The organism is Flavobacterium sp. (genome assembly GCF_044361015.1).
Classification (GTDB): domain Bacteria; phylum Bacteroidota; class Bacteroidia; order Flavobacteriales; family Flavobacteriaceae; genus Flavobacterium.
On record NZ_JBIKJL010000003.1, the window covers coordinates 52,203 to 77,625 of the forward strand.

Genomic DNA, 25,423 nt, shown 5'->3' on the forward strand with positions numbered 1-25,423 from the left:
ATCAAATTAGCTATGATCTTTATCCTCTTTTTTAAAATTTCAGTAACAAATTACACTATTTAAGATTGTACACTAGTTTATTTTTTAACCATTAAGGTATTAAGATTCATTACCTTTTTATTAATGATGATAGGTAATTTTAGCCGCAGATTCGCTGATTGTTTAGTATAGAAAATAATGGCTTTGCAAATCCAATAATTGGGTTAACGCAGACTTTTTGCTATGTTTTAATGGAGAATTAACGCTATTTTTCAAATTAATTTTGCCCTTTTAAACTTTTTCTTACTCCTTCATCACCTTGATAACAGTAACCTTTTCGCTATCAAAAACCTTAACGAGATAGATACCGTTGGCTAAATGAGCGATATCAATTTCGGTAGTGGCTGTTTTTTCGAGTACCAATTGTCCGATGGGACTATATACTTGTATTTTTGAAAAACCATTATTCATACGAAACAGCAATCAGTTGGTAGTCGTTTTCTACATCATAAATTGATTTTATGCCCATTTGAACATTTTCAAAAAAAGGAATTGGCGAAATCCAACGGGGTAAATTTTTCTCTATTTGAATTAACTGATTTTTTTTAGTATTAGGTTTTTCGGTTACAGAAAATGTTCCAGTCAGTTGGTCTTTGTTTATCCAGGTCAATTGATTTTTAGTTATTGGTAACGCTTGCTTAGTTCCAGAAGAACTAATTTCAAGCCGTGCATTTTTTTCTAAATAAGTATACGAATACGTATGGCTGAATTGAGTTTGTGTTTTTCCGAATAAATAATAAGCCAGAGCAGTTTCCGGTGAATTATAATCGACAGTAAAATCAATCAGGTCTTTTTTGGGATAGGCCGTTCCATAAATCAGGCAATTATTGGTGGAAAGATGATTCAAAATTTCGTTTTTATGAATCCCATTCAATTTTTCAATTGGAACGAAGCCAACTACCGTATTATTATTTTCTTCGGAGAGCTTTATTTTTTCAAATTCAACATCCGGAAACATTTTTTTCAGTTGAAGGGTGTCTGCATATACTCCTTTTTCATCCAATCGTAGGGTTGATTTTTTTTGGTATAAAAATTTAATTTTATGATATGATTTTGGAGTCGGTTGTATTTGACAAATTCCCGAACAAGGTAAAATCAACAAAAAACATAAATAAAAATAGTTCATCATGCTATAATTAGAATCTAAAGATAAAAAAATCCGTTTCATGAAACATAAAACGGATGATAATATTTTGATTATTAACTATTAATAGTATGTATAACGTCTTACTTTAGCAATGTATTTAGCTAATCGAATTACTTGATGGCTGTATCCAAATTCATTGTCGTACCATACATAAAGTACAATATTTTTCCCGTCGCCTGATACAATAGTAGCATTACTGTCGTAAATGGAAGGAGCATTGGTGCCCACAATGTCTGAAGAAACTAATTCGTTGCTCAAAGAATATTTAATTTGTTCCACTAATTCCCCTTCCAAGGCATATTTTTTCATTATTTCGTTGACTTCAGCGATTGAAGTTTCTTTACCCACTTCTAAATTCAATACGACTAGCGAACCATTCGGAACCGGCACCCGTATTGCATTCGATGTTAGTTTTCCGGCCAATGAAGGTAATGCTTTTGCCACTGCACTTCCTGCTCCGGTTTCGGTGATAACCATATTTAATGCGGCAGCACGACCTCTGCGGTATTTTTTATGCATATTATCCACCAAATTTTGGTCATTTGTATAGGCATGAATGGTTTCTAAATGTCCTTTTACAACACCCAATGTGTCTTCAATAGCCTTCAAAATAGGTGTTATGGCATTGGTTGTGCAGGAAGCCGCAGAAAAAATATCTATTTTATCCGGATTATGGTCGTTATGGTTTACGCCATAAACAATATTTGGAACCCCTTTTCCAGGAGCAGTTAGTAATACTTTTGAAACTCCTTTTGAAACTAAATGTCTTTTTAAGGCTTCTTCGTTGGTAAAAGCACCGGTGTTGTCAATGACTAAAGCATCTTTAATGCCATATTTTGTATAGTCTATTTCTTCCGGTCCATTGGCCGTAATGATGTGTACGGTTGTGCCGTTGATAATTAATGCATTATTTTCTACGTCTGCACTCACAGAACCTTGAAAATTGCCATGCACTGAGTCATACCGTAATAAGGAAGCTCTTTTTTCTAAAATCGTCGCATCATTTTTATCACGGGTTACAATGGCACGCAAGCGTAATTGGTTTCCTTTTCCGGTTTTGGACATTAATTCCCGAGCTAATAATCGTCCGATTCTACCAAAACCATATAACACAACATCTTTTGGTTTAATGCTGTCAACATCTTTGGCTTTGCGTAATTTATCTATTACAAATGATTTGGTATTGTGGTATTTATCATCTTCTAAATGGTACTCGAATGTTAATTTTCCAATATCTAGTTTGGATGGTGGTAAGTCTAGTGACAACATTTCCCGAGCAATTTCCACAGAATCAAAAATAGAAATTGGTTTACCCACAAATTCACCGGCATATTCATGCAAGTTTAGAATTTCAGATACATTTTTGTCGATTAATTGGTTTCGGAACAAAACCACTTCGATGGATTTGTCATACCATAAATCACTGATAATTTTGATAAATTCAACTCCGGCTCTACGACGGTCTGCTTGAAATGAAAGTTCTTTTTCGTATAAAGATGGATTACTTTTCATGCGTTTAAATTAGTTAGTGTTGTTTGATTTTGGTGCAAAAGTATAGATTTCAAACGTTTTCGTAAACTTTTTTTTGGTTTTTTTAAAAATAAAAAATCCTGCAAAGTCCAACCGTGGACTTTGCAGGATTTACCCCAAACTAACTAATCAACTTATATTATGATTCTCATTACTTGTCCGTTTTTAAGCAACAGTTCTACCCGTACACCTTGTTTTTCAGATTTACTACCCAAATTTCTGGAGATGCTTTCCACATCAGTCGCTTTTATGCCATCTATGCTTAAAATGATGCTTCCTTTTAATTCTTCACTGTAAGGAACCAGTTTTTCATTTGTAATATTTTTAATTTTTACGCCGCTTTTAATGCCGAATTGTTTTTTGTCAGCAGCGTCTAAATCTTCTATTTCCAACCCATAAAATTCGTAGTTAATGTGTTCTTTTTTGGTTAATTTCACCGGTATAATCAGTGATTTTCCCTCGCGATTGACCGCTACTTTAATTTCATCATTTGGTCGTTTTGTATTTACATAGCCAGAAAGCTCAGCAAAGGAGGTAATGTTTTGATTGTCTAATTTTGTTATCACATCTCCCGTTTTTATTCCTGCTTTTTCCGCTCCCGAATTTTTGGTTACTTTATTTACATAAAAACCTTGTGTTTCTGAAAGGTTTAATTCTTTTGAAGCATTTCCGTTTAATTCATATCCTTCAATACCTAAAATGCCACGTTGAACATTTCCAAATTCCATGATGTCTTCAATAATTTTTCGGGTTATATTAGAAGGTACGGCAAACGAGTAGCCCACGTAACTCCCGGTATTAGATGAAATCATTGTATTAATTCCGATTAGTTCACCATGTGTGTTTACCAATGCCCCTCCGCTGTTTCCGGGATTTACCACCGCATCAGTTTGAATAAAAGATTGAATTCCACCGGTGTCTAAATTTCTGGCTTTTGCTGAAACGATTCCGGCTGTTACTGTTGAATTGAGGTTGTATGGATTTCCGACCGCTAATACCCATTCACCCACTTTTACTTCATCAGAATCGGCGAAGACTGCATAGGGTAATTTTTCTTCGGCATCTACTTTTAATAAAGCAATGTCCATTTTTGAATCTGTTCCGATTAATTTGGCTTTGTATGTTTTTTTATTGTTTAGGGTGATTTCAATATCCTGGGCTTCATTAATTACATGGTTATTGGTGACGATATAGCCATCTTCCGAAATAATTACCCCTGAACCTGTTCCAATTTGCTGTTGTTGTTGTCCTCCTTTATAGCCATACATGAATTCCATGATTGGATTAGAAACGGTACGATATGATACGTTTTTAACGTGAACAACTTGGTGTAATGCTGTTTCGGCAGCTTCTGTAAAATCAATTGTTTCGGTTGAAAGTCCCACAGTTTTGGCAGATAAAGCATTTGCTGTTGTAATTATGTTTTTTGAAGTAGTTGTCTCTTCGATGAATAATTTGTAAGCCCCTATTGTCGTAATGCCACTTAACAAGGATACTAAAAATAAATTGGTTGTATTTTTCATGGTTAACATCTATTATTAGTTATACAAATGTAAAATTATACGATTTATTGTTTTCTTAAAATAGGTTTAACGAACCTTAACAATCTTTAACTTTTCTTTAAAATAATTGTACTTTTGTGAGACACAAAAATAAAAATGAAGTTTCAATTTTTCAAATATCAAGGGACGGGAAATGATTTTATCATGGTGGATAATCGTTTAGAAATTTTTCCAAAAAAGGACACAAAATTAATTGAAAAGTTGTGTGACCGCCGTTTTGGAATAGGAGCCGATGGTTTGATTTTACTTGAAAATGATCAAAATGTAGATTTTCGTATGGTTTATTATAATTCAGACGGAAATGAAAGTTCAATGTGTGGTAATGGCGGAAGATGTATCGTTGCTTTTGCTAAACAATTGGGAATTATTCAACAAGAAACAATATTTATAGCGGTTGACGGGGAGCATTTTGCAAGATTTACAACCGCCGGTTTAGTTTCGTTACAGATGAAAAATGTTACAACCATTCAAGTAGCCTCCGATTACGTTTTTATGAATACCGGTTCGCCACATCATGTTGCTTTAGTCGATGATGTAAAATCGGTTCCAGTGAAAGAACTTGGAAGCCAAATTCGGTACAGTGATTTGTATGGACAAGCCGGAAGTAATGTGAATTTTGTAGAACCTTTATCCGAAACACTTTTTGCTGTTCGGACCTATGAGCGAGGGGTAGAAGATGAAACCTTGTCTTGTGGAACCGGCGTTACAGCAGTGGCCATTGCCATGAATGCCATTGGAAAAACAACTTCAAATGAAATTTCATTATTGGTGGAAGGCGGATCACTTCAGGTACGTTTTGAAAAAGAGGGTAGAAACTATACTCATGTGTTTTTAACAGGCCCGGCAACCAATGTGTTTAGAGGAGAAATTGACTTAGCAACCCTATAAAAATGAATTCACTTCAAGGACAACATATTTATTTACGAGCATTAGAACCGGAAGATTTAGAATTTGTCTATGCGTTAGAAAATGATACTTCGGTTTGGGAAATCAGTCAGACACAAACACCTTACAGCAAATTTTTAATTCGGCAATATTTAGACAATGCTCATCAAGATATTTATGAAGCGAAGCAATTGCGTTTAGCGATTTGTAAGAATAATTCCTTTGAAGCTATTGGTTTAATTGACTTGTTTGATTATGATCCTAAAAATCAACGGGCAGGGATAGGTATCTTAATTAAAAATCCTGAAAACAGACACCACGGTTTTGGTCAGCAGGCATTGAAATTATTGATAGATTATTCCTTTGAACATTTACTCTTACATCAATTGTTTGCCACTATTGCGACCTCTAATCAAGCCAGTATTTCTCTTTTCACTACTTTTGGTTTTCAATGTGTGGGAATCAAAAAAGATTGGAATTTTAATCATGGCATTTTTTCAGATGAAGCACTTTACCAATTAATTCGATAATTTTGCAATTACACTATTTTAATTACTTATGAAAATCAAAAAAATAATTCTTTATATTTCGTTGGCTGTTCTAGTTGTTGTGGCCTATTTTGGTTTTAATGTTTACCAAATTATTTTTACACCCAATACTCAATTTTCAGATGCGAAAGTTGCTGTTTATATTCCTACTGATGCTTCGTTTGAAGAAGTTCAAACTATTCTTTTGCCCTATATAAAAGACATGGGTACGTTCGTTTCTTTAGCCGAAAGAAGATCCTACTCTAATAATATCAAAGCAGGAAAATTTGAAATAACCCAAGGCATGAATAATAACAAGATTATTACTGCTTTGCGTTTAAATCTACCGGTGAAAGTGACTTTTAATAACCAGGAACGATTGGAAGATTTTGCCGGACGATTGGGTTCACAGTTGGAACTGGATAGTTTGGAAGTCTTGAACTTGTTTAAAGAGCCTGCCTTTTTAAAGGAAAACGGCTTTACCGAAGAAACTGTTTTTACTCTTTTTCTGCCAAACACTTATGAATTTTATTGGAATACTTCCTCGGAGAAGTTAAGAAATCAATTTACCAAAGAATACTATCGTTTTTGGAATGAAGAGCGAAAAGCGAAGGCTGAACGACAAGGACTTACCCCGATAGAGGTTTCTATTTTAGCTTCCATTGTTCAAAAAGAAACCGCAAAGGTTAGCGAACGTCCCCGAGTAGCAGAAGTTTATTTGAATCGGTTAAAAAAAGGAATGCTTTTACAAGCCGATCCTACGGTAATTTATGCCTACAAAAAAGAGACAAATGATTTCACGCAAGTGATTAAAAGAGTAGTTAATAAACATTTAATTACGGATTCACCTTATAATACTTATAAATATGGAGGATTGCCTCCCGGACCTATTTATATGCCTGATGTTAATGCGGTGGAAGCCGTATTGAATCCGGAGCAGCATGATTTTTTCTATTTTTGTGCCAGTGTAACTAATTTTGGTTATCATGAATTTGCTACGACACTGGAACAACATAATGTAAATGCCAGAAAGTACATTGCTTGGTTGACAAATCAAACTGTTCCACAGTAATTTGAAAGTAAAATTCAGCATAGTTGTATTCCTTTTAGCTTTGTTCTTTATGAACATTGTTTTTTCGCAATCCTCTTTTGATTCTTTTTTTAAACCTTCTGATTCATTAAATATAGGCAGAAGAAATACTTTAATAATTACTGAATCTGTTTTAACGGCAACTGCACTCGTTGGTTTAAATGAGCTTTGGTATGCAGATTATCCAAAATCTGATTTTCATTATGCGAATGACAATACCAATTGGTTGCAGATGGATAAATTGGGCCATTTTTATTCGGCTTATCATCTTGGGCGATTCAGTGCAGAAATGTTAGCATGGTCAGGTGTTTCAAAAAAGAATCAATTACTATACGGTGCGGGTTATGGATTTGTGTTTTTAACTGCGGTTGAGGTATTTGACGGTTATTCATCGGAATGGGGATTTTCTTGGGGCGATGTGGCTGCTAATGCTACCGGAACGGCACTTTATGTTTCGCAATCCTTGTTGTGGAATGAGCAACGAATCATTCCAAAGTTTTCGTTTCATACTACAGCTTATGCTGATCAAAGACCGGACGTATTAGGTAGTTCATTAAGTGAGCAAATTTTGAAAGATTATAACGGACAAACGTATTGGTTATCTGTTAATTTGCATTCTTTTTTAAAACAATCACCAATACCTTCCTGGTTAAATGTTGCTTTAGGGTATGGAGCAGAGGGTATGATAACGGCAATACCTTCTGAAAATGACGAAAGTTTTCGCCAATTTTACCTGAGTTTAGATATAGATTTGTCTAGAATTAAAACGAAATCACCTTTTTTAAGCACCCTTTTTTCTATTTTCAATTCGGTTAAAATTCCTACTCCAACGTTTGAAATCAATGCCTCCGGAGGTACTAGATTTTATCTATTCTACTTTTAGGAAATTTTAACTCGCTGATTGTCAAATTTATAATAAAAAGTTGTATATTTGCCCCGTGAAATTCAAGCCGGTGACAGCACTTGAGAAATAAATTGGTATGTCGAAAAAATGGTACTTTTATTCTTGTATTGCCCTTATAGTGGCCATAATCAGTTCAGGTTTTAAACCTTTCGAAATAGAAAAAATGAGTTGGTTTTATGTGGATCACGCGGTAGAAGGATTGAATTATACTGTTCCTACCCAAGAGGAATTACAATATGTAAGTTTAAACATTCCACAAACAGGAAAAACTTTTACCGGATTTAAGCAAGCTCTCAGTTTTAAAGAATCACAAGGTCGATATAATTTAGTGAATACATTAGGTTATATGGGTAAATACCAGTTTGGTGTTGGGACGCTTCGTACTTTAGGTATTACCGATAGTGCTGCTTTTATGAATTCACCTCATTTACAGGAAAAAGCATTTAAAGCTCTTTTAGCAATCAATAAGCATGTTTTGAAAAATGAAATTGAAAAGTATAAAGGAAAAACCATTAATGGTGTAAAAATTACAGAATCGGGATTGTTAGCGGCTGCCCATTTAGGTGGTTCCGGTTCGGTTAAAAAGTTTTTGAAAAGCAATGGTAAACGAGCTTTAAAAGATGGTTACGGTACTTCCTTAAAAAGTTACATCAAACAATTTGGCGGATATGATACCTCGCATATTGTTGCTAATGGGAAAGCTAAAGTTAAGTAATTACTACGATTTTTGAATTATAAAGATAGTAGGTCGGTTGTGTAAATCGACCTTTGTTTTTTTCCAATCGTTTATTGTCAGGGTTTTTATGTATTCGGTTGGTAAGGTAATGTCCGTTGCAACGCAAAGTCGAGTTGAGCTTTGAAGCGATTGCAAAATATCTTCCAATAATTTGTTATTACGATAAGGTGTTTCGATAAAAATCTGTGCTTGATTTTTTTCCATCGAAAGGCGTTCTAAGTTTTTTAAAGCCGCTTTTTTTTCACTTTTATCAATTGGCAAATAACCGTTAAAAGCAAAACTTTGTCCGTTCATGCCGGAACCCATTAAAGCCAGCAGAATAGAGGAGGGGCCAACTAAGGGAACCACTTGAATGCCTTTTTCATGGGCTAGTTTTACAATCACTGCACCCGGATCTGCAACGCTGGGGCAACCTGCTTCACTCATTAAGCCTAAATTGCGACCTTCTAAGCAAGCCTTAAGCATTTCATTGTATTCAGATGCATCTGTAAATTTATTCAGGACATGAAGTCTTAAATTAGCCTGAACTTTTTCAGCATTGATTGATTTTATAAATTTCCGAGCTGTTTTTTCGTTTTCTACTACATAATCGTTGATGAAATCAATGGCTCTTTTTACCGTTTGTGGCAACACCTCATCGGGTGTCACGTTACCTAAGGTTGTGGGTATCAAATATAATTTTCCTATGAAGGAGATAGGTTTCATTCTTCGGAATATTTTTTCAACATTTTGGTTGCAATGGTATCACACGCTTCTTCCAACATTTCGAAAACCTGGTCAAAATTACTTTGGATACCATGGTAAGGATCCGGAACATCCACATTTTCCCCCGGAAAAAGTTCATCAAGAATTAACATCACTTTTTGTTTTGCTTCCTCATTGGGAGCCATACTGATAACATCATCATAGTTAGAGTTGTCCATTACATAAATGTGGTCGTATTCTTTAAAGAAAGAGGATTTAAACAGTTTTCCCTTTTGGTTGGAAATAGAGATGCCATTTTTTTCGGCTGTCAGGATTGAGCGTTTGTCAGGAGGATTTCCAACGTGCCAATGACCGGTTCCGGCAGAGTCGACAAAAAATTTTTCTTTTGGAAGTTTGGAGGCTAAAATACCTTCCGCTAAAGGCGAACGACAAATGTTTCCCAAACAAACCATCAATATTTTTATAGGCATAAAATAGTAAACTAAAAAATTTCAGCATTCAAAAGTACTAAGAATATTGAAACTATTTTTTATAAAGAAAGTTTTTTATGAATATCATCCACAAATTTTCTGAATTGCTTGTCTGTCGTAACTAAATTGTCTACTGTTTTGCAAGCATGTAAAACGGTAGCGTGGTCACGGTCGCCAATTTGCGAGCCTATGTTTGCTAAGGAAGCTTTGGTGAATTTTTTGGCAAAGAACATAGCTAACTGTCTGGCCTGCACAACATGTCGTTTACGGGTTTTAGATTGTAATGTGTCTAAATCTAACTGGAAATAATCGGACACTACTTTTTGAATGTAATCGATAGAAATTTCGCGTTTGACATTTTTCACAAACTTCTCAACGACATTTTTTGCTAAATCTAATGTTACTTCTTTTTTATTGAAAGATGATTGAGCAATCAATGAAATAATGGCTCCTTCCAATTCCCTTACATTCGATTTGATATTTCTGGCAACATATTCAATAATTTCTTCCGGAATTTCTACACCGTCACGGTATAAAATATTTTTTAGAATGGAAATACGGGTTTCATAATCTGGTTGGTATAATTCGGCAGACAATCCCCATTTAAAACGCGACAATAAACGTTGTTCAATGTCCTGCATATCAACAGGAGCTTTATCCGAGGTTAAAATAACCTGTTTGCCATTTTGGTGCAGGAAATTAAAAATATGGAAAAATACATCTTGAGTTCCTGATTTTCCGGAAAGAAATTGTACATCATCAATAATTAATACATCAATTAATTGATAAAAATGTATAAAATCGTTTCGTGTATTTTTCTTAACAGAGTCAATGTATTGTTGCGTAAAAACTTCTGCTGAAATATACAATACGGTTTTGTCAGGGTATTTATCTTTGATCTCAACACCGATAGCATGAGCCAAGTGGGTTTTTCCTAGACCAACACCACCGAAAATTAAAAGCGGATTAAAAGAAGTACCTCCGGGTTTATTGGCCACAGCCATCCCTGCAGAACGAGCTAAACGGTTTGAATCTCCTTCCAAAAAATTATCAAAACTGTAATTTGCATTTAACTGTGATTCTATTTTAAGGTTTCTGATACCGGGAATCACAAATGGATTTTTAAGTTCAGGACTTATGTTTTTTAATGGAGCGTCAACATCTTGTGGTTTGACCGGACTACGGTGAGCACTAGGCAGTTGTTCAGTAAACGGTTGTTTATTGCCATAAGTGTTTTCCATTTTGATTTTATAGAGTAACTTTGCATTTTTCCCAAGTTCTTTAGTTAAGGCCACTTTGAGTAATTTCACATAGTGTTCTTCAAGCCATTCATAGAAAAATTTGCTGGGTACTTGAATGTATAAAGCATTGTCTGTGAGTTCCACTGATCGAATAGGTTCGAACCAAGTTTTGTAAGCTTGCTCCTGAATATTGTCTTTTATAAAGGATAGACAGTTTTCCCATACCGATTCCGCAGTTTTACTCATAAATTCTAAAAATAATATTGTTTATTAAAGGTTATCTTACAAAGAAATTAGGTCATTTCTTTATTAACTTTTGGGATAACAAATATGTGAACAAAAAAACTTAAAAAAAAATAAAATGCTATTGATTTTATAGAAAAAATGTTGTAAAGACGTTTTAAGGCTTCAAAAATATACTAAGAAAAAAATTACAGAAAAGTATGAAAGAACATCAATTACAAGTCCGTGTTCGCTATTCGGAAACTGACCAAATGGGCGTAGTGTATCATGGTAACTATTTGCCTTATTTTGAAATAGGTAGGGTGGAATGGCTAAGGAATCATGGGATTTCTTATAAAAGCATGGAAGAGAGCGGGGTTGCACTTCCTATCGTTAATATTAATATAAGTTACAAAAAACCAGCACGTTATGATGACTTACTTACAGTCATTACCAAACTCAAAAAACAGAGTTCCGTAAAGATAGAATTTGAATGTAAAATTCAAAGTGAAAATAGGGAGTTATTAACAACAGCCGATTTTATTTTGGTCTTTGTTGACCTTAAAACTGGTAAACCCATGTTGCCACCGTCAAATATAAAAGCGATTATTGACAGCATGGAATTATTGGAAAATTAATTTTCCTTTTTTATGGAAACTTCAAAAAGAGAAGAAAAAATGTCGAAAATCGTTTCGGCATTTTTTTTTCTCGTTGCTACTTTGATTTCGCAATTTAATTCCATTTTTTGAGAGACAATTTCCAGGTTTTTCTCTTTAATGATTCGCATGACTTTGTTCATGTTTTTATAATCAAAAAAAATAGTATAATAAAGGTCAATGGTTTTTTCGATGATTTCAGCATTTTCCAAAGCCATTTGAGCAGTTGTTTTGTAGGCAGATATGAGTCCGCCTACACCTAATTTTACACCACCGAAATACCGAACTACCACTACCAATACATTAGTTACTTCAAAAGATTGGATTTGTCCGTAAATTGGCATTCCTGCACTGTTAGTTGGTTCGCCATCATCATTGGCTCTGAAACTGATTTTTTCGGTACCCAATTGATAAGCATAGCACCAATGTCTAGCTGAAAAATGTATCTTTTTTAGATGTTCTAACTGTATTTTTACCTCTTCTTCATTGGTAATCGGGAAAGCATACCCGAAAAATTTATTGTTTTTTTCTTTAAACAAGACTTCTTCTGAAGGGGTGAGGATTGTTTTGTATGTATCTTTTGAATCAGCCATTGTTTTTAACTGGTTACTAAAAAGATAGCGGTGAGCGCCAATGCTATTCCAATTCCGTTTCGAAATGATATTTTTTCTTTGAAAAATACAATACCAACCAATGTTGAAACCATTACTATTGCCACATTGTGAATGGTGAAAATGGTTGAACTTTCAAATACTTCACTGTCTAACATTTTGATTAAGAAATAGAGTGAAAAATAATTTGGTATACCTAATACAATACCTCCCAAAATACTTTTACCGGTTATTTTCATTTTATTTTTAATGATAGCGATTCCAATTAAAAAAACTCCAATCGTAAAAGCCATTAAAAAGGTGTGAGAAGAAAATAATGAAATTTCCTCAGTCGGAAGATAGTCATTCTGTAATACTTTCAAACTGGTATCAATCGCTCCGGCACCAAAAAAAACCAATATAGGGAAAATCAAATTTTTGGAATCTGTTACAGCTCCTTCTTCCTTTTTAGCGGTGAAATAAACGGCAATTAAGGCTAAAATAACACCTAAAATTTTGGCTATTCCCAATTCTTCGCCAAAAAGCCAAACGCCGAAAGAAATTGGAATAATGACAGACATTTTTGAGGCCACCGAGGCTACAGAAAGTCCGTTTCGTTGCGATGTAACCGCCGTGACATAAAATACGGAAATAAACAAAAAACCCAACATGAAACTGCCCGGATACCATGGTTTTTGAACTATTTCGGACAAGTTAAAGGATTGGTCATAAAGTACTAAACCAATCACAAAAGCAGTAAAATAATTGACTACTAAGGCTTGTAGCGTATTGATATTAAAACGGGAAAACAGTTTTAGAATTACAAAAAGAACGGCGTTGAAAAGAACACTTAAAACAATATAAATCACAAGCTAATTATTTTTTTTGCGAATAAATCAGTTACCTCTTCTTCTCCAACTTGTAAATTCCAAACTTGAATACCTAAGGAAGCTGCTGCATCAGTGTTTTCTTTTCTATCGTCAATAAACAAAGTTCGTTTGGGTGATAATTCATGTTTATGCAATATGAATTTAAAGACTTCTACATTAGGTTTACGAATTCCCATTTCATAGGAATAATATACCTTTTCGAAACAGTTGTAGAAATCCCGCGTAATCGACATTCCTTCTTTGTGTTCAAAGCGGTCAATGTGAATCATATCGGTATTAGTCAATAAAAACATACGGTATTTACCTTTTAAGCTCTGAAGGAATTCTAATCTTTTCAATGGAAAATCGCCCAAAACTGCATTCCATGCTTCTCGTATATCTTCAATTGAAGCGTTGGGTAAATGTTTTTGAAAGCCTTTAATAAATTCCAATTCCGTTGCTTTGCCCACTTCAAAACGCTTATTTAGTTCATCTAGATCAGCGTGCCATTCGGTTAAACCTAAATCACGGAAGGCTTTCTCTACAGCAGCTTTCTCTAAATCAATAAATATGTTTCCGAAATCGAAAATGATAGCGTTAATCATGGCTTTTAATGATTATAAGTTCGTCATTTATGCTTTTTTGTTTTACTACAATTTCACCTTTCAGGATTGGGGCTTTAGTTCCTTGATGTACTATGATGTTTCCTTTAAAAATGCGAGCTTCATCCCATAAATTATTGTCGATAAAAGATTGTAAGGTTTGAAGTCCTCCTTCTATAATGACTGATTGAATTTGGTATTGATAAAGCAAATTACTCATTTTTTCAGGAAGTTGCTCTCCAAAGATAAGATTTTCATAAATACAATTTTCATCTTTTGTTAAAATTTCCTGTTCTGTTAAGATGATTGTTTTTTGATTTCCTTTTTTTACGACATAATCCTCCGAAATTTTTCCGCAGCGGTCTAAAATAATTCGAATTGGATTTTTTCCAAACCAATCCCGAGCATTTAATTGGGGGTTATCGTCTAAAACAGTTTTGGTTCCAACTAGTATTGCTTGTTCTTCCGTTCTCCATTTGTGAACCAATTGTCGTGAATACACATTGGTTACCCAAAACGGTTTTTGCTCTTTTTTATTCAATGGCGAAAGAAAACCATCGACACTTTCGGCCCATTTTAAAATGATATACGGACGTTTTTTGGTGTGAAAAGTAAAAAAACGTTTATTCAATTCCCGACATTCTTTTTCTAAAACACCAACCTTAACTTTAATGCCTGCTTTTTGAAGTTTTTCAATGCCTTTACCGGCTACTTTATCATTAGGATCAACAGTTCCGACAATTACTGTTGGTATTTTATGTTGGATAATTAAGTCACTGCAAGGTGGGGTTTTTCCAAAATGACTGCATGGTTCCAAGCTCACATAGATAGTTGATTTGGTTAGCAGAGATTTATTTTTTACGGAATTTATTGCGTTGACTTCTGCATGTGGTTCCCCTGCTTTTTGATGCCAACCTTCCCCTATTATCTTTCCCCTATGCACAATTACGCTTCCAACCATTGGATTAGGATAAGTAGAACCCAACCCATTTTGAGCTAATTCGAGGCAACGTTGGATGTAAATTTCATGACACATGGTAAGACAAAATTACGCTTTTTGACTAATAAAGTTGAAATAGTTTTACTTTTACAGTTTTTAAATAGCTATCAATTTGTATGATAATCATTCGACCAATACTTTATACTGATAACCAAGCTATAGCAGCTGTTATCCGTTCCGTTTTAATTGAACACAATGTTCCAAAAGTAGGAACGGCTTATGCAGATGTTTCTTTAGACGCTATGTTTGAAACGTACAATATCCCCGGAAGTTCTTATTTTGTTGTAGAACATGATGGTAAAATTACAGGTGGAGCCGGAGTGAGTCAGTTAGCAAATGAAGCAGAAACTATTTGTGAGTTACAAAAAATGTATTTTTTACCGGAAGCTCGTGGGCTAGGATTAGGTTCGCAAATGATAGAGAAGTGTTTGCAAGCAGCAATCTCTTTTAAGTATGAAAAATGTTATCTCGAAACTATGCCCTATATGGAAGATGCTCAGAAATTGTATAAAAAATTTGGTTTTCAATATATCGATGCTCCTATGGGTTGCACCGGCCATACATCGTGTCCGGTTTGGATGTTAAAAGACTTGTAATTATATTCAATGGAAGTAAAAAAATACAAATCCTTTTTTCAAAACGAACTATCGCCCTTTTTTGATGTGATGGAGATTGATCAGTTTTTCTATTTAACCCTAGAAAAGAGGCATCAATTGAAGCGTCTTGACTTGGCTTTGAATCCAAATTTTGAAATCACTGTTGAAGAAGAACAGTATTGGGATTCCGTTTTAAGCCAACTGAAAATGCAAAAACCCATTCAATACATTTTAGGAGAAACCTCTTTTTATGGGTTAACTTTTCAGGTAAATGAGCATACTTTGATTCCGCGACCGGAAACAGAAGAATTGGTGCAATGGATTCTTGAAACTTATCCAACCAATTCACAAATCAGCCTTTTGGATATAGGAACAGGAACCGGTTGCATTCCGATTACATTGAAAAAAAAATTACCAAAAGTAACTGTTTTTGCCTTGGATGTTTCGGAGAAAGCTTTAGAAGTTGCCACTAAAAACGCTTCAATGAATCAAGTTGATGTAACTTTTCTTCAAAATGATATTTTAGCAACCACAATGTTGGAGCAGCAATTTGACGTAATTGTTTCGAATCCGCCTTATGTTCGGGAGCTTGAAAAAAAGGAAATAAATACCAACGTTTTAAAATTTGAACCCCACTTGGCTTTATTTGTTGCAGATAATGATGCTTTGTTGTTTTATCGAAAAATCGCTCAGTTGGCTCAAGAATATTTACAGCCTAACGGACAATTGTTTTTTGAAATTAATCAGTATTTAGGGACTGAAATGATTGCATTAATAGCTTCTTATGGTTTTACAGAAATAGAACTTCGACAGGATGTTTATGGAAATGACCGAATGCTCAGAGCGGTAAAAAGTTTTTAGAAAAAGGAAAAATTATTATTCGTAGCGTAATGCTTCAATCGGGTCTAGTTTTGCCGCTTTTATAGCCGGATATAAACCGGAAACAACTGCAACTAAAAAGCTGGTAATCACCGCGGCAATGATTGCCATCCATGGAATAATAAAATCAAATTCGAGTAAGGCTGCAAAAGCTGAGCCAATTGAAATACCTAAAATAATACCAAGAATCCCACCTAATTGGCCAATTACAATTGTTTCGGTAAAAAACTGAAAAGCAATCGTACTTTTTTTAGCTCCCAACGCTTTTCGTACACCAATTTCTCTGGTTCGTTCTGTCACGGAAACCAACATAATATTCATTAAAGCAATAGAGGAACCAAATATGGTAATTACCCCAATTATCCACGCCGAAATTCCTAAAACAGAAGTTAACGATAGAATTTGATTGATTAATTCGTCACTTCGAACAATTCCAAAATTATTATCCTGAACCGGATTTTGTTTTCGAACTTTTCGCATCGTAATGATTGCGTTGTCTATGGCAGCATCCAATAACTCTTTTTTGTCTACTAAAACACTAAGGTTATAATTAATATTGGGTTGTGTAAATAGTGAACGAGCTACCTGAATTGGAATCATTACCCTTAAATCCTGACTATTACCAAAGGTTGAACCTTTTTCTTTAAGTATTCCAATGACTTTAAATTTGGCCCCGCGAATAGAAATGATTTTATCAATAGGATTCACATCTTTTAAAAGGCCATTTTCAAAATCGGAGCCCACTACACAAACAAAATTGTTATTTTCAATATCGAAACCGGTAAAGTTTCTACCATCGGCTAATTCCAATCCTGAATTGGTTAAAAAGTAATCATCAACACCTAGTACTGTAATTTCAGGGTCAGTTTTTTTATTTTCAAATTTTACTTCGGCAGCAGCAGTAGCGGTAAATGACAAAGAGGCATGGGTGAAAGGATAATTATATTTTTCTTGAAATCCTTTTGCTTCCGGATAGGAAATAATCGGGTTGATGATTTCGCGTTCTTGCCTGCTACCATTTCCCACACGAACTTCCAGTTCATATTGTCTTATGGTAAAGGTATTGGCTCCCATCGATGCAAAATTGGTTGACAGGGTATTTTCAAGAGCTGATACTACCGTTAAAATACTTACCAGAGCAGTAATTCCTATTGCAATAATTACAATCGTCAGGATAGTACGAAGCAACTGTGTTTTAATAGAACCCAGTGCAATTTTGATATTTTCTTTAACTAATCGAGCCATATGCTTAATTTGACACGAAATTACAATAATTGTTACAAGGTTTCTTTATTTTCTTTAAAAAGTAAGATATTTGCACAAGGAAATGACAGTGGCAAAAATCAATTACAATGACAAAAGGCAATGACACTATCAAAAATCAATTGTAAAACCATTTTCAAAATTATATTAAAAAACAATAATGGCACAAAAACCGAGTATTCCTAAAGGAACCAGAGATTTTTCACCGGCGGAGGTCGCAAAACGAAACTACATCAGTTCTATTATGAAGCATCATTTTGAGGTGTTTGGTTTTCAGCCAATTGAAACACCTTCGTTTGAAAATTCAGAAACGTTGATGGGAAAATATGGGGAAGAAGGCGATCGATTGATTTTTAAGATTTTGAATTCGGGAGATTATTTAGATAAAGTTGGTTCCGATGAATTGAATGTTATCGATTATAAAAAACTTTCCGGTAAAATTTCTGAAAAAGCCCTTCGTTACGACCTAACCGTTCCTTTTGCCCGTTATGTTGTGCAACACCAAAATGAAATTGAGTTTCCGTTTAAACGATATCAAATTCAACCCGTATGGCGTGCTGACCGTCCGCAAAAAGGCCGATTCAGAGAGTTTTACCAATGCGATGCCGATGTTATAGGTTCCACTTCGTTGTGGCAAGAAGTGGAGTTGGTTCAATTGTATGATGCGGTTTTTACGCAATTAGGTTTAGGCGGAGTAACCATCAAAATCAATAACCGAAAAATTTTGTCAGGTATTGCGGAAGTAATTGGAGCGAAAGATAAATTAATTGATTTTACTGTTGCTTTAGACAAATTAGATAAAATAGGTGATGACGGGGTGAAAAAAGAAATGCTTGATAAAGGAATTTCGGAATCCGCCATCGAAAAAGTGCAACCTTTGTTTCAGTTTAACGGAACAGTTGCAGAGAAAATTGAAAAGTTAAATGTGTTAATATCTTCATCCGAAGAAGGAAAAAAAGGAGTATCCGAGCTGCAATTTATTTGCGAAACCGTTGAAAAATTAGGTTTGCAATCTGCACTGATTGATTTGGATGTCACGTTAGCCAGAGGATTAAATTATTACACCGGAGCCATTTTTGAAGTTGTAGCTCCACAAGTTGCGATGGGTTCTATTGGTGGAGGCGGTCGGTATGATGATTTGACTGGAATTTTTGGATTGAAAAACATGAGTGGGGTTGGAATATCCTTTGGATTAGACCGAATTTATTTGGTTTTAGAAGAATTAGGTTTGTTTCCTGATACGGTTTCGGCAACTACAAAAGCGTTGTTTATCAATTACGGAAAACATGAAAGTTTGTATGCGATGGAAGCTATTTCCAAATTGCGTCGGGCAGGCATTAAGGTGGAATTATATCCGGATGCCGCCAAAATAGCCAAACAATTTCAATATGCGGATAAACGCGGCATTCCTTTTGCTGTTATTGCCGGTCAATCAGAATTGGATCGAATGGAATTTGGACTCAAAAACTTGCAAACCGGAGCGCAAACTGCTTTAGATTTTGAGGAATTGAAAGAGGTATTAAAATAGCTTGAATTTTATATATTTTTTTGAATTCATTTAATTTTATTTAAAGCAATGGTTGTCAAAAAAAGTATTGTTTTGAATCGATACACTAATAATATAGATTTTCCAATTCATAAAAACCATTTCGTGAACAAAGGATTATATATCGCCACTATTGAACCCAGAAGCGGGAAGTCACTTTTAAGTTTAGGATTAATGGATGCGTTGCTAAGCCGTATGGCAAAAGTAGCTTATTACCGACCCATTATTACCGAAGGTAAGAAATCTAAAATTGATAGCCATTTGCAATTAATTCTTCAAACGTTTAATTTAAAATTTGACTATGAGAATGCGTATTCTTATACCAAGCAAAAGATGATTCAGTTGGTTAATTTGGGAAAGAAAGGGGAGGTGATTGATACCATTATGAACGATTATAAAAGATTGGAAGAGGAATACGATTTTGTATTGGTAGAGGGAAGTGATTTTGAAGATGAAGTTTCTGTTTTTGAATTTGAAATTAACCTCCAAATTGCTAAAAATTTAGGATTGCCCGTGTTGATAAATGCCTCGGGAGACAATTCTATAGAGGATTCCATTCAAAATTTAGAATTAGCTTACAAGTCCTTTTTAGGAAAGGAAATTGGTGTAATGGCTATTGTTATCAATAAAATTCAAGAAAAAAATAGGTCTAAATTTATTAAAGGAATTCAAAAATTTTGTGCAGATGAGGTTCAGATTTTAGCTATACCGGTCAATGAATTATTGAGCAACCCTAGTGTTCGGGAAGTAGTAGAAGCTTTGAATGGAAAGGTTTTATTTGGCGAGCATTTGTTAGATGGTATAGTAGGCAGTTTTAGTGTGGGTGCTATGCAATTACACAATTATCTTACTCATATTGGTCAAAATAATTTGGTGATTACTCCCGGGGATCGGGCAGATATTATTATAGGCGTTTTACAAGCACACAAATCGGCCAGTTATCCAAGAATGGTTGGAATTATTTTAACGGGAGGACTTATTCCAGAAGAGTCTATTCTAAAACTGATTGAAGGCTTGGATGATATTATTCCTATCATTAGTGTGGAAGAGAATACTTTTAAAGCCGCTAATAAAATAGGTAGGATTAATTGTAAAATAAGACCCGATGATACAACAAAAATTCAATTATCCCTTGAAACATTTTATAAATATGTTGATTCCGATTTACTGATTGAGAATGTAACTAATTTTACCTCAAAAGGAATTACGCCTAAAATGTTTCAATACAATTTATTAAAAAAGGCAAGAAAAGTGCGTAAACATATCGTTCTACCTGAATCGGAAGATTTACGAATTTTAGAGGCAACTGACCGATTAATTGCTGCCGATGTGGTGGATATCACCTTGTTGGGTAAAAAAGAGACTATCGAAAAGAGTTTGATTAAGTCCGGTATACTTCTACCCTTGGATAAAGTAACTATTATTGACCCGGTAAATTCGGTCTATTATGCTGATTTTGTGGAGACATTCTATGAATTGAGAAAACATAAAAATGTGAATCACGATATTGCCAAAGATTTGATGTCGGATGTCTCTTATTTTGGCACCATGATGGTTTTCAAAGGATTGGCAGACGGAATGGTTTCGGGAGCTATTCATACCACACAATATACGATTCGTCCAGCTTTACAAATTATTAAAACTAAAAAAGGAATCTCAATAGTTTCTTCGGTGTTTTTCATGTGTTTGGAAGATCGTATTTCGGTTTTTGGCGACTGTGCCATTAATCCTAATCCAACGGCCGAAGAATTAGCTCAAATTGCCATTTCCTCTGCAGAAAGCAGCCAAGCATTTGGAATTGAGCCTAAAATAGCCATGTTGTCTTACTCCTCGGGAAGTTCAGGTATTGGTGAAGATGTGGAGCGGGTTAGAAAAGCAACTGAATTAGTTAAAACTTTGCGTCCCGATTTACAAATTGAAGGACCAATTCAATACGATGCCGCTGTAGATATGACCGTCGGAAAAAGTAAAATGCCCGATTCTTTGGTTGCCGGTCAAGCAAATGTATTAATCTTCCCCGATTTAAACACGGGTAATAATACTTATAAAGCCGTTCAGAGGGAAACCGGTGCGGTTGCTATCGGACCCATGTTACAAGGTTTAAATAAGCCTGTAAACGATTTGAGTAGAGGTTGCACCGTTGAAGATGTTTACAATACGATAATTATAACCGCCATTCAGGCACAGGATATTTAAAACAGCCTATGAACATATTAGTCATTAATGCCGGAAGTTCGTCATTAAAATTTCAGCTTATTGAAATGCCTTTGGCAGCTGTTATTTCTTCGGGTTTGGTAGAGCGAATAGGGTTAGACTATACTAAGTTTCACTATATGATTCAATCAGAAGAATTTACAGAAACGGTGGAATTCGCCAATCACAAAGAAGCTTTTGAAGCATTAGCTCAAAAAATGTTGAGTAAAAGTAACTATCAAACTATTGATACTATCGTTCATCGAGTGGTTCACGGCGGAGAACAGTTTTCAAAAACCACGATTATTTCCACGGAAGTTAAGGATAAGATTCGCGAATTATGTACCTTGGCACCTTTACACAATCCGGCCAATTTGGCTTGTATTGAAATGGCTGAGGTTGTTTTTCCAAAAGCAACACAAGTTGCGGTATTTGATACGGCTTTTCATCAGACAATACCTGAAAAGGCCTATCGCTATTCGATTCCAAATGAATTTTATACCCAGCATCAAATTCGTCAATATGGTTTTCACGGAACCAGCCACAAATATGTTTCTAAAAAAGCCATTGCATTTTTAGAATTCAAACATTCTAAAATTATTACTGTTCATTTAGGAAACGGTTGCAGTATTACAGCTGTGAAAGATGGAGAAAGCATTGAACATTCTATGGGATATGGTCCTACCAACGGTTTGATTATGGGAACCCGAAGTGGTGATGTTGATCAAGCAATTATTTTTTACTTAATGGATACCTTGAATTATTCTTCGAGTCAAGTACAAGATTTATTGCAAAAAGAGAGTGGATTAAAGGGCTTGACCGATTTTTCCGATTTACGAGACATACAAAACGAGGCCCAAAAAGGGAATAAAGAGTGTTTGCTTGCCCTTCAGATGATGGCTTATCGTGTACAAAAATTTATAGGGTCTTATATTGCGGCATTGAATGGTTTAGATGCGTTGGTATTTACAGCGGGAATAGGTGAAAATAGTGATGTTATGCGTTCGTTAATTTGTCAGCAAATGGATTACTTTGGCATTCAATTGGATGAAGAAAAAAACAAGAAGCGTTCCAAAAATATCCGTTCCATTTCTTTAGAAGGTTCGAAAGTGCCAATTTTAATCATTCCAACGAATGAGGAGTTTGAAATGGCGGAGCAGGCTTATGGTCTTTTAACTTAAAAAAAATATTTTTCCGTACCCTCAGTTTGGTTATAAGTGCCTATTTATTATAAATGAAAAGCCCTCAATTTTGAGGGGCTTTTCGGTGTCAAAAATCAATTATCAAAACCCTATTTAATAATGATTTTTTTGCTAATTGTTCCATGAGTGGTTTTCACTCGAACAATATATGGGCCAGCACTTAGGTTGCTTATCGGTAGCGAAATGTTGTTTTGGGTTTGGTTTTCAACATTCCATGTAGCAAGGGTCTGACCCAGGATTGTAAAGATGCTCACTGTTTTCACAGTTACATCAGTTAAGTTATTTTTTATAGTTAGTAGATTTTGGGCATTAGTATAAGCCACCGTGATTTGTTTTCCAAGTTCAAAATCCGATGCTGATAAAGCATGATTTTGAAAAGTCAGTTCAAAACGATTGTGGATTTCACCTTGCGGTAAATTGATTGTAAAATGTTCATTTCTGATATCATGGTATAAACCAGTCACAATATCGTGAATGTAAATAGGTTGTGTTGGCTCTACATTTTCTAAACCGTCTAAAGTAAATTGAACATCACCGGCTACATAGGTTTTAATTCCTAACGGATAAACTTTACTCGTTTCAAAATGAGAAGCACCTTGAATTATTAATTTTGTTCCGTTATTTAAAAAATACATATCATATTGTTGGTTGTCAATATGAATTGCATCATAACCCGGATCAACAGATTCCGTTGCTAAATCATCCATAAAACCAATTAATAGTTGTCTATGAAAATTGTTATTGGAATTGAATCCGATACGAAATTTCATGAAAGCATTTTCTGTATAAGGGTCTTCTTCGTTGGTTACTAATCCTGAATTTGGAGCAGTAGCATTTTGATTGGCTCTGAATAAGCTATTTGAGTCAATATTACTTTCTTTGACAAAAAGGCGTTGATTGTTATCAAAAATGATATTTCCACCCGTTGCATTTCCTGTCACAAAGAAACCTTGCCCTACCGGGATGAATCTGCCAGGAATTCGTATGCTTGAACCTAATTCACTAATGTCTGCTGGAGACATAGGAGCCGTCCCCCCCACTAAGGTCCGGACAGCATATCCACCTTGGTATTCTCCTAAAGTGTGTGTATTATTTGTCTTGAAATGTTCCCAAAAGTATAAAGTTCCATTGATGGTTGCTAAATTATCTTTTATGAATTTATCTGCATCTAAAGCAGAAGGATATGGATTACCAGTTAAGTTTAGATTGTTGGCTGAAACGATATTGATAATTTGCCCATTATTTGGTTTTCCAATAAAGGTAAAATTTTGTGAGCCACTGGTGGCTCCACTTCCTTTAAGTGTATAGCCTTGACCGGCTAGCAAAAGACCGTTTTGACCTACGCTGGCCCAATTTGCATAATCAGGAGTCAGGTTTTGAAATTTGAATATCCAATAGCTGCTCAATGTTATTGGGTTACTCGTCGTAGGATTGTTCATTCCGCTAACCCATCCAATGTTTTGCGGTTGAGCTATTATACTTCCGTCTTTCATCACTTCGGCTACAGTATAACCATGGTTGATTGAAGAAGTATTTGGAGTGCTTACCGGTGATGACCAATAATTGTAATTATATTTATTTGATTGACCTTGTTGGTCTCTTTCAATGGTTCCTGAACTAGTTGGGTCCAATTCACTTTCTGTTGTTTGGATCAATTGCGATTCACCTTCTAAATCTATTTGGCCATTTAATTTTAAATAACCGCGGTTTTCGATTTTGGTATCATTCAACATGGTGATTTTTTTACCTGAATCGACAATCAAGCCAAAGTTTCCAATATTTTCATATTGAGTTATATCATTGCTCACTTGAATAATCGACCACGGATAATTTTCAGCATCTTTTCCAAAAATATCATGTTCATCATCATGAATGGCTGTAGGAAAATCACCATTTCTCTTGGTCAAAAAAGGCATTGGCGCTTCTTGAATTCCAACAATATTTATATTGAAAAGTTGAATTCCTTCAATAACATTCGGATTATTTTGCGTTTGATTTTGCACAAGATTATTTTGGATAAGATCCATTTTATAATATCGAATCAATGAATTGTAATTCAAACCGGGAATATTTTTGGGGATAACAGCACCTCTTATCATTCCATTATGATTTGTAATTTCCTGATAAACCATTTGTTGTATTTGGTAATCGGTCAAGTTTTTATTGAAAATTCTTATTTCATCCATCTTGCCTTGGAAAAAATGAATATTGTTTATAGGATTTTTTCCAATTGTAAAAGATGAATTCAAAGTTTGCCCAATTGATCCGTTAGCAGCTTGTTGATTGATTAGGTTTCCGTTCAGGTAGAATTTAACTATTGAGCCGTCATAAGAAGCCGCAATGTGATACCAGCGTGAAGTATCCAATGAAATCGTACTCGTTAAAAAAGCAGAATTGCATTTAACAATTATTTTTCTGTTGGCATCACAACTGATATTAAAGTTATTTTCACCCATTATAAAAGCGTAATTTTCAAATTGAGGTGATAAACTTATCCAGCCCATTATTGTAGTTCTTTCCAACCCTTCTAAAAAAACATTTGCATTTCCATAATCATTGCTTCCGTTGAAGTATAAAAATGCTTTTTGGTTAATGTTCAATATAGGTTCCTGATGCTGTGACAGGGAATAAACATTTCTAATTTCCTTGTCATTATTCTTTGCGTGATTTTCTATGCTCCACAATACCATGAGTAGAAGTGAAAATATAGTTTTTTTTAAAATTATCTTTTTCATTATTAATGAGGTTAAGTTGATTTTTTATTTTTGACATTTCAAAAGTAGCAATCAAATTTGAATAATCGATAAAGTGAATAAAATAATCGATGAAATACATATATAAATGATAAATATATATAAAAACTTACAAAATATAATTATTTTTTAAGTGATTTTATGTTTCAAGGATAGTAAGATATTTTTTTGGAATTTGTTAGAAAGTAGAAACTGTAAACAGGAGTAATAATTATC

24 protein-coding genes are annotated in these 25,423 nt (G+C 34.6%); 11 read left to right on the forward strand and 13 right to left on the reverse strand.

Annotated features, from left to right (window positions below; translation table 11 throughout):
• Positions 1 to 282: 282 nt before the first annotated feature.
• From ACIQ2Z_RS02015 to ACIQ2Z_RS02030, 4 genes are all read right to left on the reverse strand, one after another.
• On the reverse strand, positions 283 to 450 hold the full coding sequence (locus ACIQ2Z_RS02015) for a T9SS type A sorting domain-containing protein (protein ID WP_396182581.1): 168 nt from the start codon (positions 448 to 450) through the stop codon (positions 283 to 285).
• A complete protein-coding gene (locus ACIQ2Z_RS02020; protein ID WP_396182497.1) occupies positions 443 to 1,207 on the reverse strand; it encodes a hypothetical protein in 765 nt (254 codons plus the stop codon). Before ACIQ2Z_RS02020 ends, ACIQ2Z_RS02015 begins: the two co-directional genes overlap by 8 nt.
• A 39-nt stretch (positions 1,208 to 1,246) precedes the next feature.
• Positions 1,247 to 2,698, reverse strand: coding sequence for a glyceraldehyde-3-phosphate dehydrogenase (locus ACIQ2Z_RS02025; protein WP_396182498.1), 1,452 nt, complete (start codon positions 2,696 to 2,698; stop codon positions 1,247 to 1,249).
• A gap of 152 nt (positions 2,699 to 2,850) precedes the next feature.
• Entirely contained in the window at positions 2,851 to 4,239 is a 1,389-nt protein-coding gene (locus ACIQ2Z_RS02030; RefSeq protein ID WP_396182499.1) for a S1C family serine protease, read from the reverse strand.
• A gap of 135 nt (positions 4,240 to 4,374) precedes the next feature.
• Here ACIQ2Z_RS02030 and dapF point away from each other — a divergent pair, with 135 nt between their 5' ends.
• The 5 genes from dapF to ACIQ2Z_RS02055 all read left to right on the forward strand — a co-directional run bounded on the left by dapF (position 4,375) and on the right by ACIQ2Z_RS02055 (position 8,399).
• A complete protein-coding gene (gene dapF / locus ACIQ2Z_RS02035; RefSeq protein ID WP_396182500.1) occupies positions 4,375 to 5,166 on the forward strand; it encodes a diaminopimelate epimerase in 792 nt (263 codons plus the stop codon).
• A gap of 2 nt (positions 5,167 to 5,168) precedes the next feature.
• Complete coding sequence (locus ACIQ2Z_RS02040; RefSeq protein WP_396182501.1) at positions 5,169 to 5,693, forward strand: GNAT family N-acetyltransferase; 525 nt, start codon at positions 5,169 to 5,171, stop codon at positions 5,691 to 5,693.
• Between the two features lie 28 nt (positions 5,694 to 5,721).
• A complete protein-coding gene (gene mltG, locus ACIQ2Z_RS02045; RefSeq protein ID WP_396182502.1) occupies positions 5,722 to 6,762 on the forward strand; it encodes an endolytic transglycosylase MltG in 1,041 nt (346 codons plus the stop codon).
• Positions 6,763 to 6,811: 49 nt separating this feature from the next.
• Entirely contained in the window at positions 6,812 to 7,663 is an 852-nt protein-coding gene (locus ACIQ2Z_RS02050) for a DUF2279 domain-containing protein (protein WP_396182503.1), read from the forward strand.
• 97 nt (positions 7,664 to 7,760) lie between these two features.
• Positions 7,761 to 8,399, forward strand: coding sequence for a peptidoglycan-binding protein LysM (locus ACIQ2Z_RS02055; RefSeq protein WP_396182504.1), 639 nt, complete (start codon positions 7,761 to 7,763; stop codon positions 8,397 to 8,399).
• Positions 8,400 to 8,402: 3 nt separating this feature from the next.
• Here the strand turns inward: ACIQ2Z_RS02055 and ACIQ2Z_RS02060 are convergent, their stop codons facing one another.
• The 3 genes from ACIQ2Z_RS02060 to dnaA are packed head-to-tail and all read right to left on the reverse strand — an operon-like array spanning position 8,403 to position 11,082.
• Positions 8,403 to 9,125 carry an SAM-dependent methyltransferase gene (locus ACIQ2Z_RS02060; RefSeq protein ID WP_396182505.1) on the reverse strand — a complete coding sequence of 241 codons (723 nt, stop codon included), beginning with the start codon at positions 9,123 to 9,125 and terminating at the stop codon, positions 8,403 to 8,405.
• Positions 9,122 to 9,595 (reverse strand): low molecular weight protein-tyrosine-phosphatase, encoded by a 474-nt coding sequence (locus ACIQ2Z_RS02065; RefSeq protein WP_396182506.1) that lies wholly within the window; start codon positions 9,593 to 9,595, stop codon positions 9,122 to 9,124. The genes ACIQ2Z_RS02060 and ACIQ2Z_RS02065 overlap by 4 nt, the downstream gene beginning before the upstream one ends.
• 59 nt (positions 9,596 to 9,654) lie before the next feature.
• Positions 9,655 to 11,082: a chromosomal replication initiator protein DnaA gene (gene dnaA / locus ACIQ2Z_RS02070; RefSeq protein ID WP_396182507.1), complete on the reverse strand. Its 1,428-nt coding sequence runs from the start codon at positions 11,080 to 11,082 to the stop codon at positions 9,655 to 9,657.
• Positions 11,083 to 11,279: 197 nt separating this feature from the next.
• On the opposite strand from dnaA, the gene ACIQ2Z_RS02075 reads away from it, so the two are divergent.
• A complete protein-coding gene (locus ACIQ2Z_RS02075) occupies positions 11,280 to 11,696 on the forward strand; it encodes an acyl-CoA thioesterase (protein ID WP_396182508.1) in 417 nt (138 codons plus the stop codon).
• Here ACIQ2Z_RS02075 and ACIQ2Z_RS02080 read toward each other — a convergent pair.
• From ACIQ2Z_RS02080 to ribD, 4 genes are read right to left on the reverse strand one after another with little or no spacing between them, the layout of a single operon-like run.
• Entirely contained in the window at positions 11,693 to 12,307 is a 615-nt protein-coding gene (locus ACIQ2Z_RS02080; protein ID WP_396182509.1) for an IMPACT family protein, read from the reverse strand. The genes ACIQ2Z_RS02075 and ACIQ2Z_RS02080 overlap by 4 nt on opposite strands.
• A 5-nt stretch (positions 12,308 to 12,312) precedes the next feature.
• Entirely contained in the window at positions 12,313 to 13,173 is an 861-nt protein-coding gene (locus ACIQ2Z_RS02085; RefSeq protein ID WP_396182510.1) for an EamA/RhaT family transporter, read from the reverse strand.
• Positions 13,170 to 13,778, reverse strand: a complete 609-nt coding sequence (locus tag ACIQ2Z_RS02090; protein ID WP_396182511.1) for an HAD family hydrolase — start codon at positions 13,776 to 13,778, stop codon at positions 13,170 to 13,172. The genes ACIQ2Z_RS02085 and ACIQ2Z_RS02090 overlap by 4 nt, the downstream gene beginning before the upstream one ends.
• The gene (gene ribD / locus ACIQ2Z_RS02095; RefSeq protein WP_396182512.1) at positions 13,771 to 14,811 is read right to left on the reverse strand and encodes a bifunctional diaminohydroxyphosphoribosylaminopyrimidine deaminase/5-amino-6-(5-phosphoribosylamino)uracil reductase RibD; all 1,041 of its coding nucleotides are present in this window, start codon (positions 14,809 to 14,811) and stop codon (positions 13,771 to 13,773) included. The genes ACIQ2Z_RS02090 and ribD overlap by 8 nt, the downstream gene beginning before the upstream one ends.
• A gap of 80 nt (positions 14,812 to 14,891) precedes the next feature.
• On the opposite strand from ribD, the gene ACIQ2Z_RS02100 reads away from it, so the two are divergent.
• Both ACIQ2Z_RS02100 and prmC read left to right on the forward strand, forming a co-directional pair.
• On the forward strand, positions 14,892 to 15,371 hold the full coding sequence (locus ACIQ2Z_RS02100; RefSeq protein WP_396182513.1) for a GNAT family N-acetyltransferase: 480 nt from the start codon (positions 14,892 to 14,894) through the stop codon (positions 15,369 to 15,371).
• Positions 15,372 to 15,380: 9 nt separating this feature from the next.
• Positions 15,381 to 16,232: a peptide chain release factor N(5)-glutamine methyltransferase gene (prmC, locus tag ACIQ2Z_RS02105; protein WP_396182514.1), complete on the forward strand. Its 852-nt coding sequence runs from the start codon at positions 15,381 to 15,383 to the stop codon at positions 16,230 to 16,232.
• A 15-nt stretch (positions 16,233 to 16,247) separates the two neighbouring features.
• On the opposite strand, the gene ACIQ2Z_RS02110 is transcribed toward prmC, so the two are convergent.
• Positions 16,248 to 17,495, reverse strand: a complete 1,248-nt coding sequence (locus tag ACIQ2Z_RS02110) for an ABC transporter permease (protein ID WP_396182515.1) — start codon at positions 17,493 to 17,495, stop codon at positions 16,248 to 16,250.
• Positions 17,496 to 17,673: 178 nt separating this feature from the next.
• Here ACIQ2Z_RS02110 and hisS point away from each other — a divergent pair, with 178 nt between their 5' ends.
• The 3 genes from hisS (at position 17,674) to ACIQ2Z_RS02125 (ending at position 22,433) form a co-directional block, all read left to right on the forward strand.
• A complete protein-coding gene (gene hisS / locus ACIQ2Z_RS02115; RefSeq protein WP_396182516.1) occupies positions 17,674 to 19,041 on the forward strand; it encodes a histidine--tRNA ligase in 1,368 nt (455 codons plus the stop codon).
• 123 nt (positions 19,042 to 19,164) lie between these two features.
• Positions 19,165 to 21,255, forward strand: coding sequence for a phosphate acetyltransferase (pta, locus tag ACIQ2Z_RS02120; protein ID WP_396182517.1), 2,091 nt, complete (start codon positions 19,165 to 19,167; stop codon positions 21,253 to 21,255).
• Positions 21,256 to 21,263: 8 nt separating this feature from the next.
• A complete protein-coding gene (locus ACIQ2Z_RS02125) occupies positions 21,264 to 22,433 on the forward strand; it encodes an acetate/propionate family kinase (protein ID WP_396182518.1) in 1,170 nt (389 codons plus the stop codon).
• A 110-nt stretch (positions 22,434 to 22,543) separates the two neighbouring features.
• Here ACIQ2Z_RS02125 and ACIQ2Z_RS02130 read toward each other — a convergent pair whose 3' ends face one another.
• A complete protein-coding gene (locus tag ACIQ2Z_RS02130) occupies positions 22,544 to 25,189 on the reverse strand; it encodes a LamG-like jellyroll fold domain-containing protein (RefSeq protein ID WP_396182519.1) in 2,646 nt (881 codons plus the stop codon).
• Positions 25,190 to 25,423: the final 234 nt, after the last annotated feature.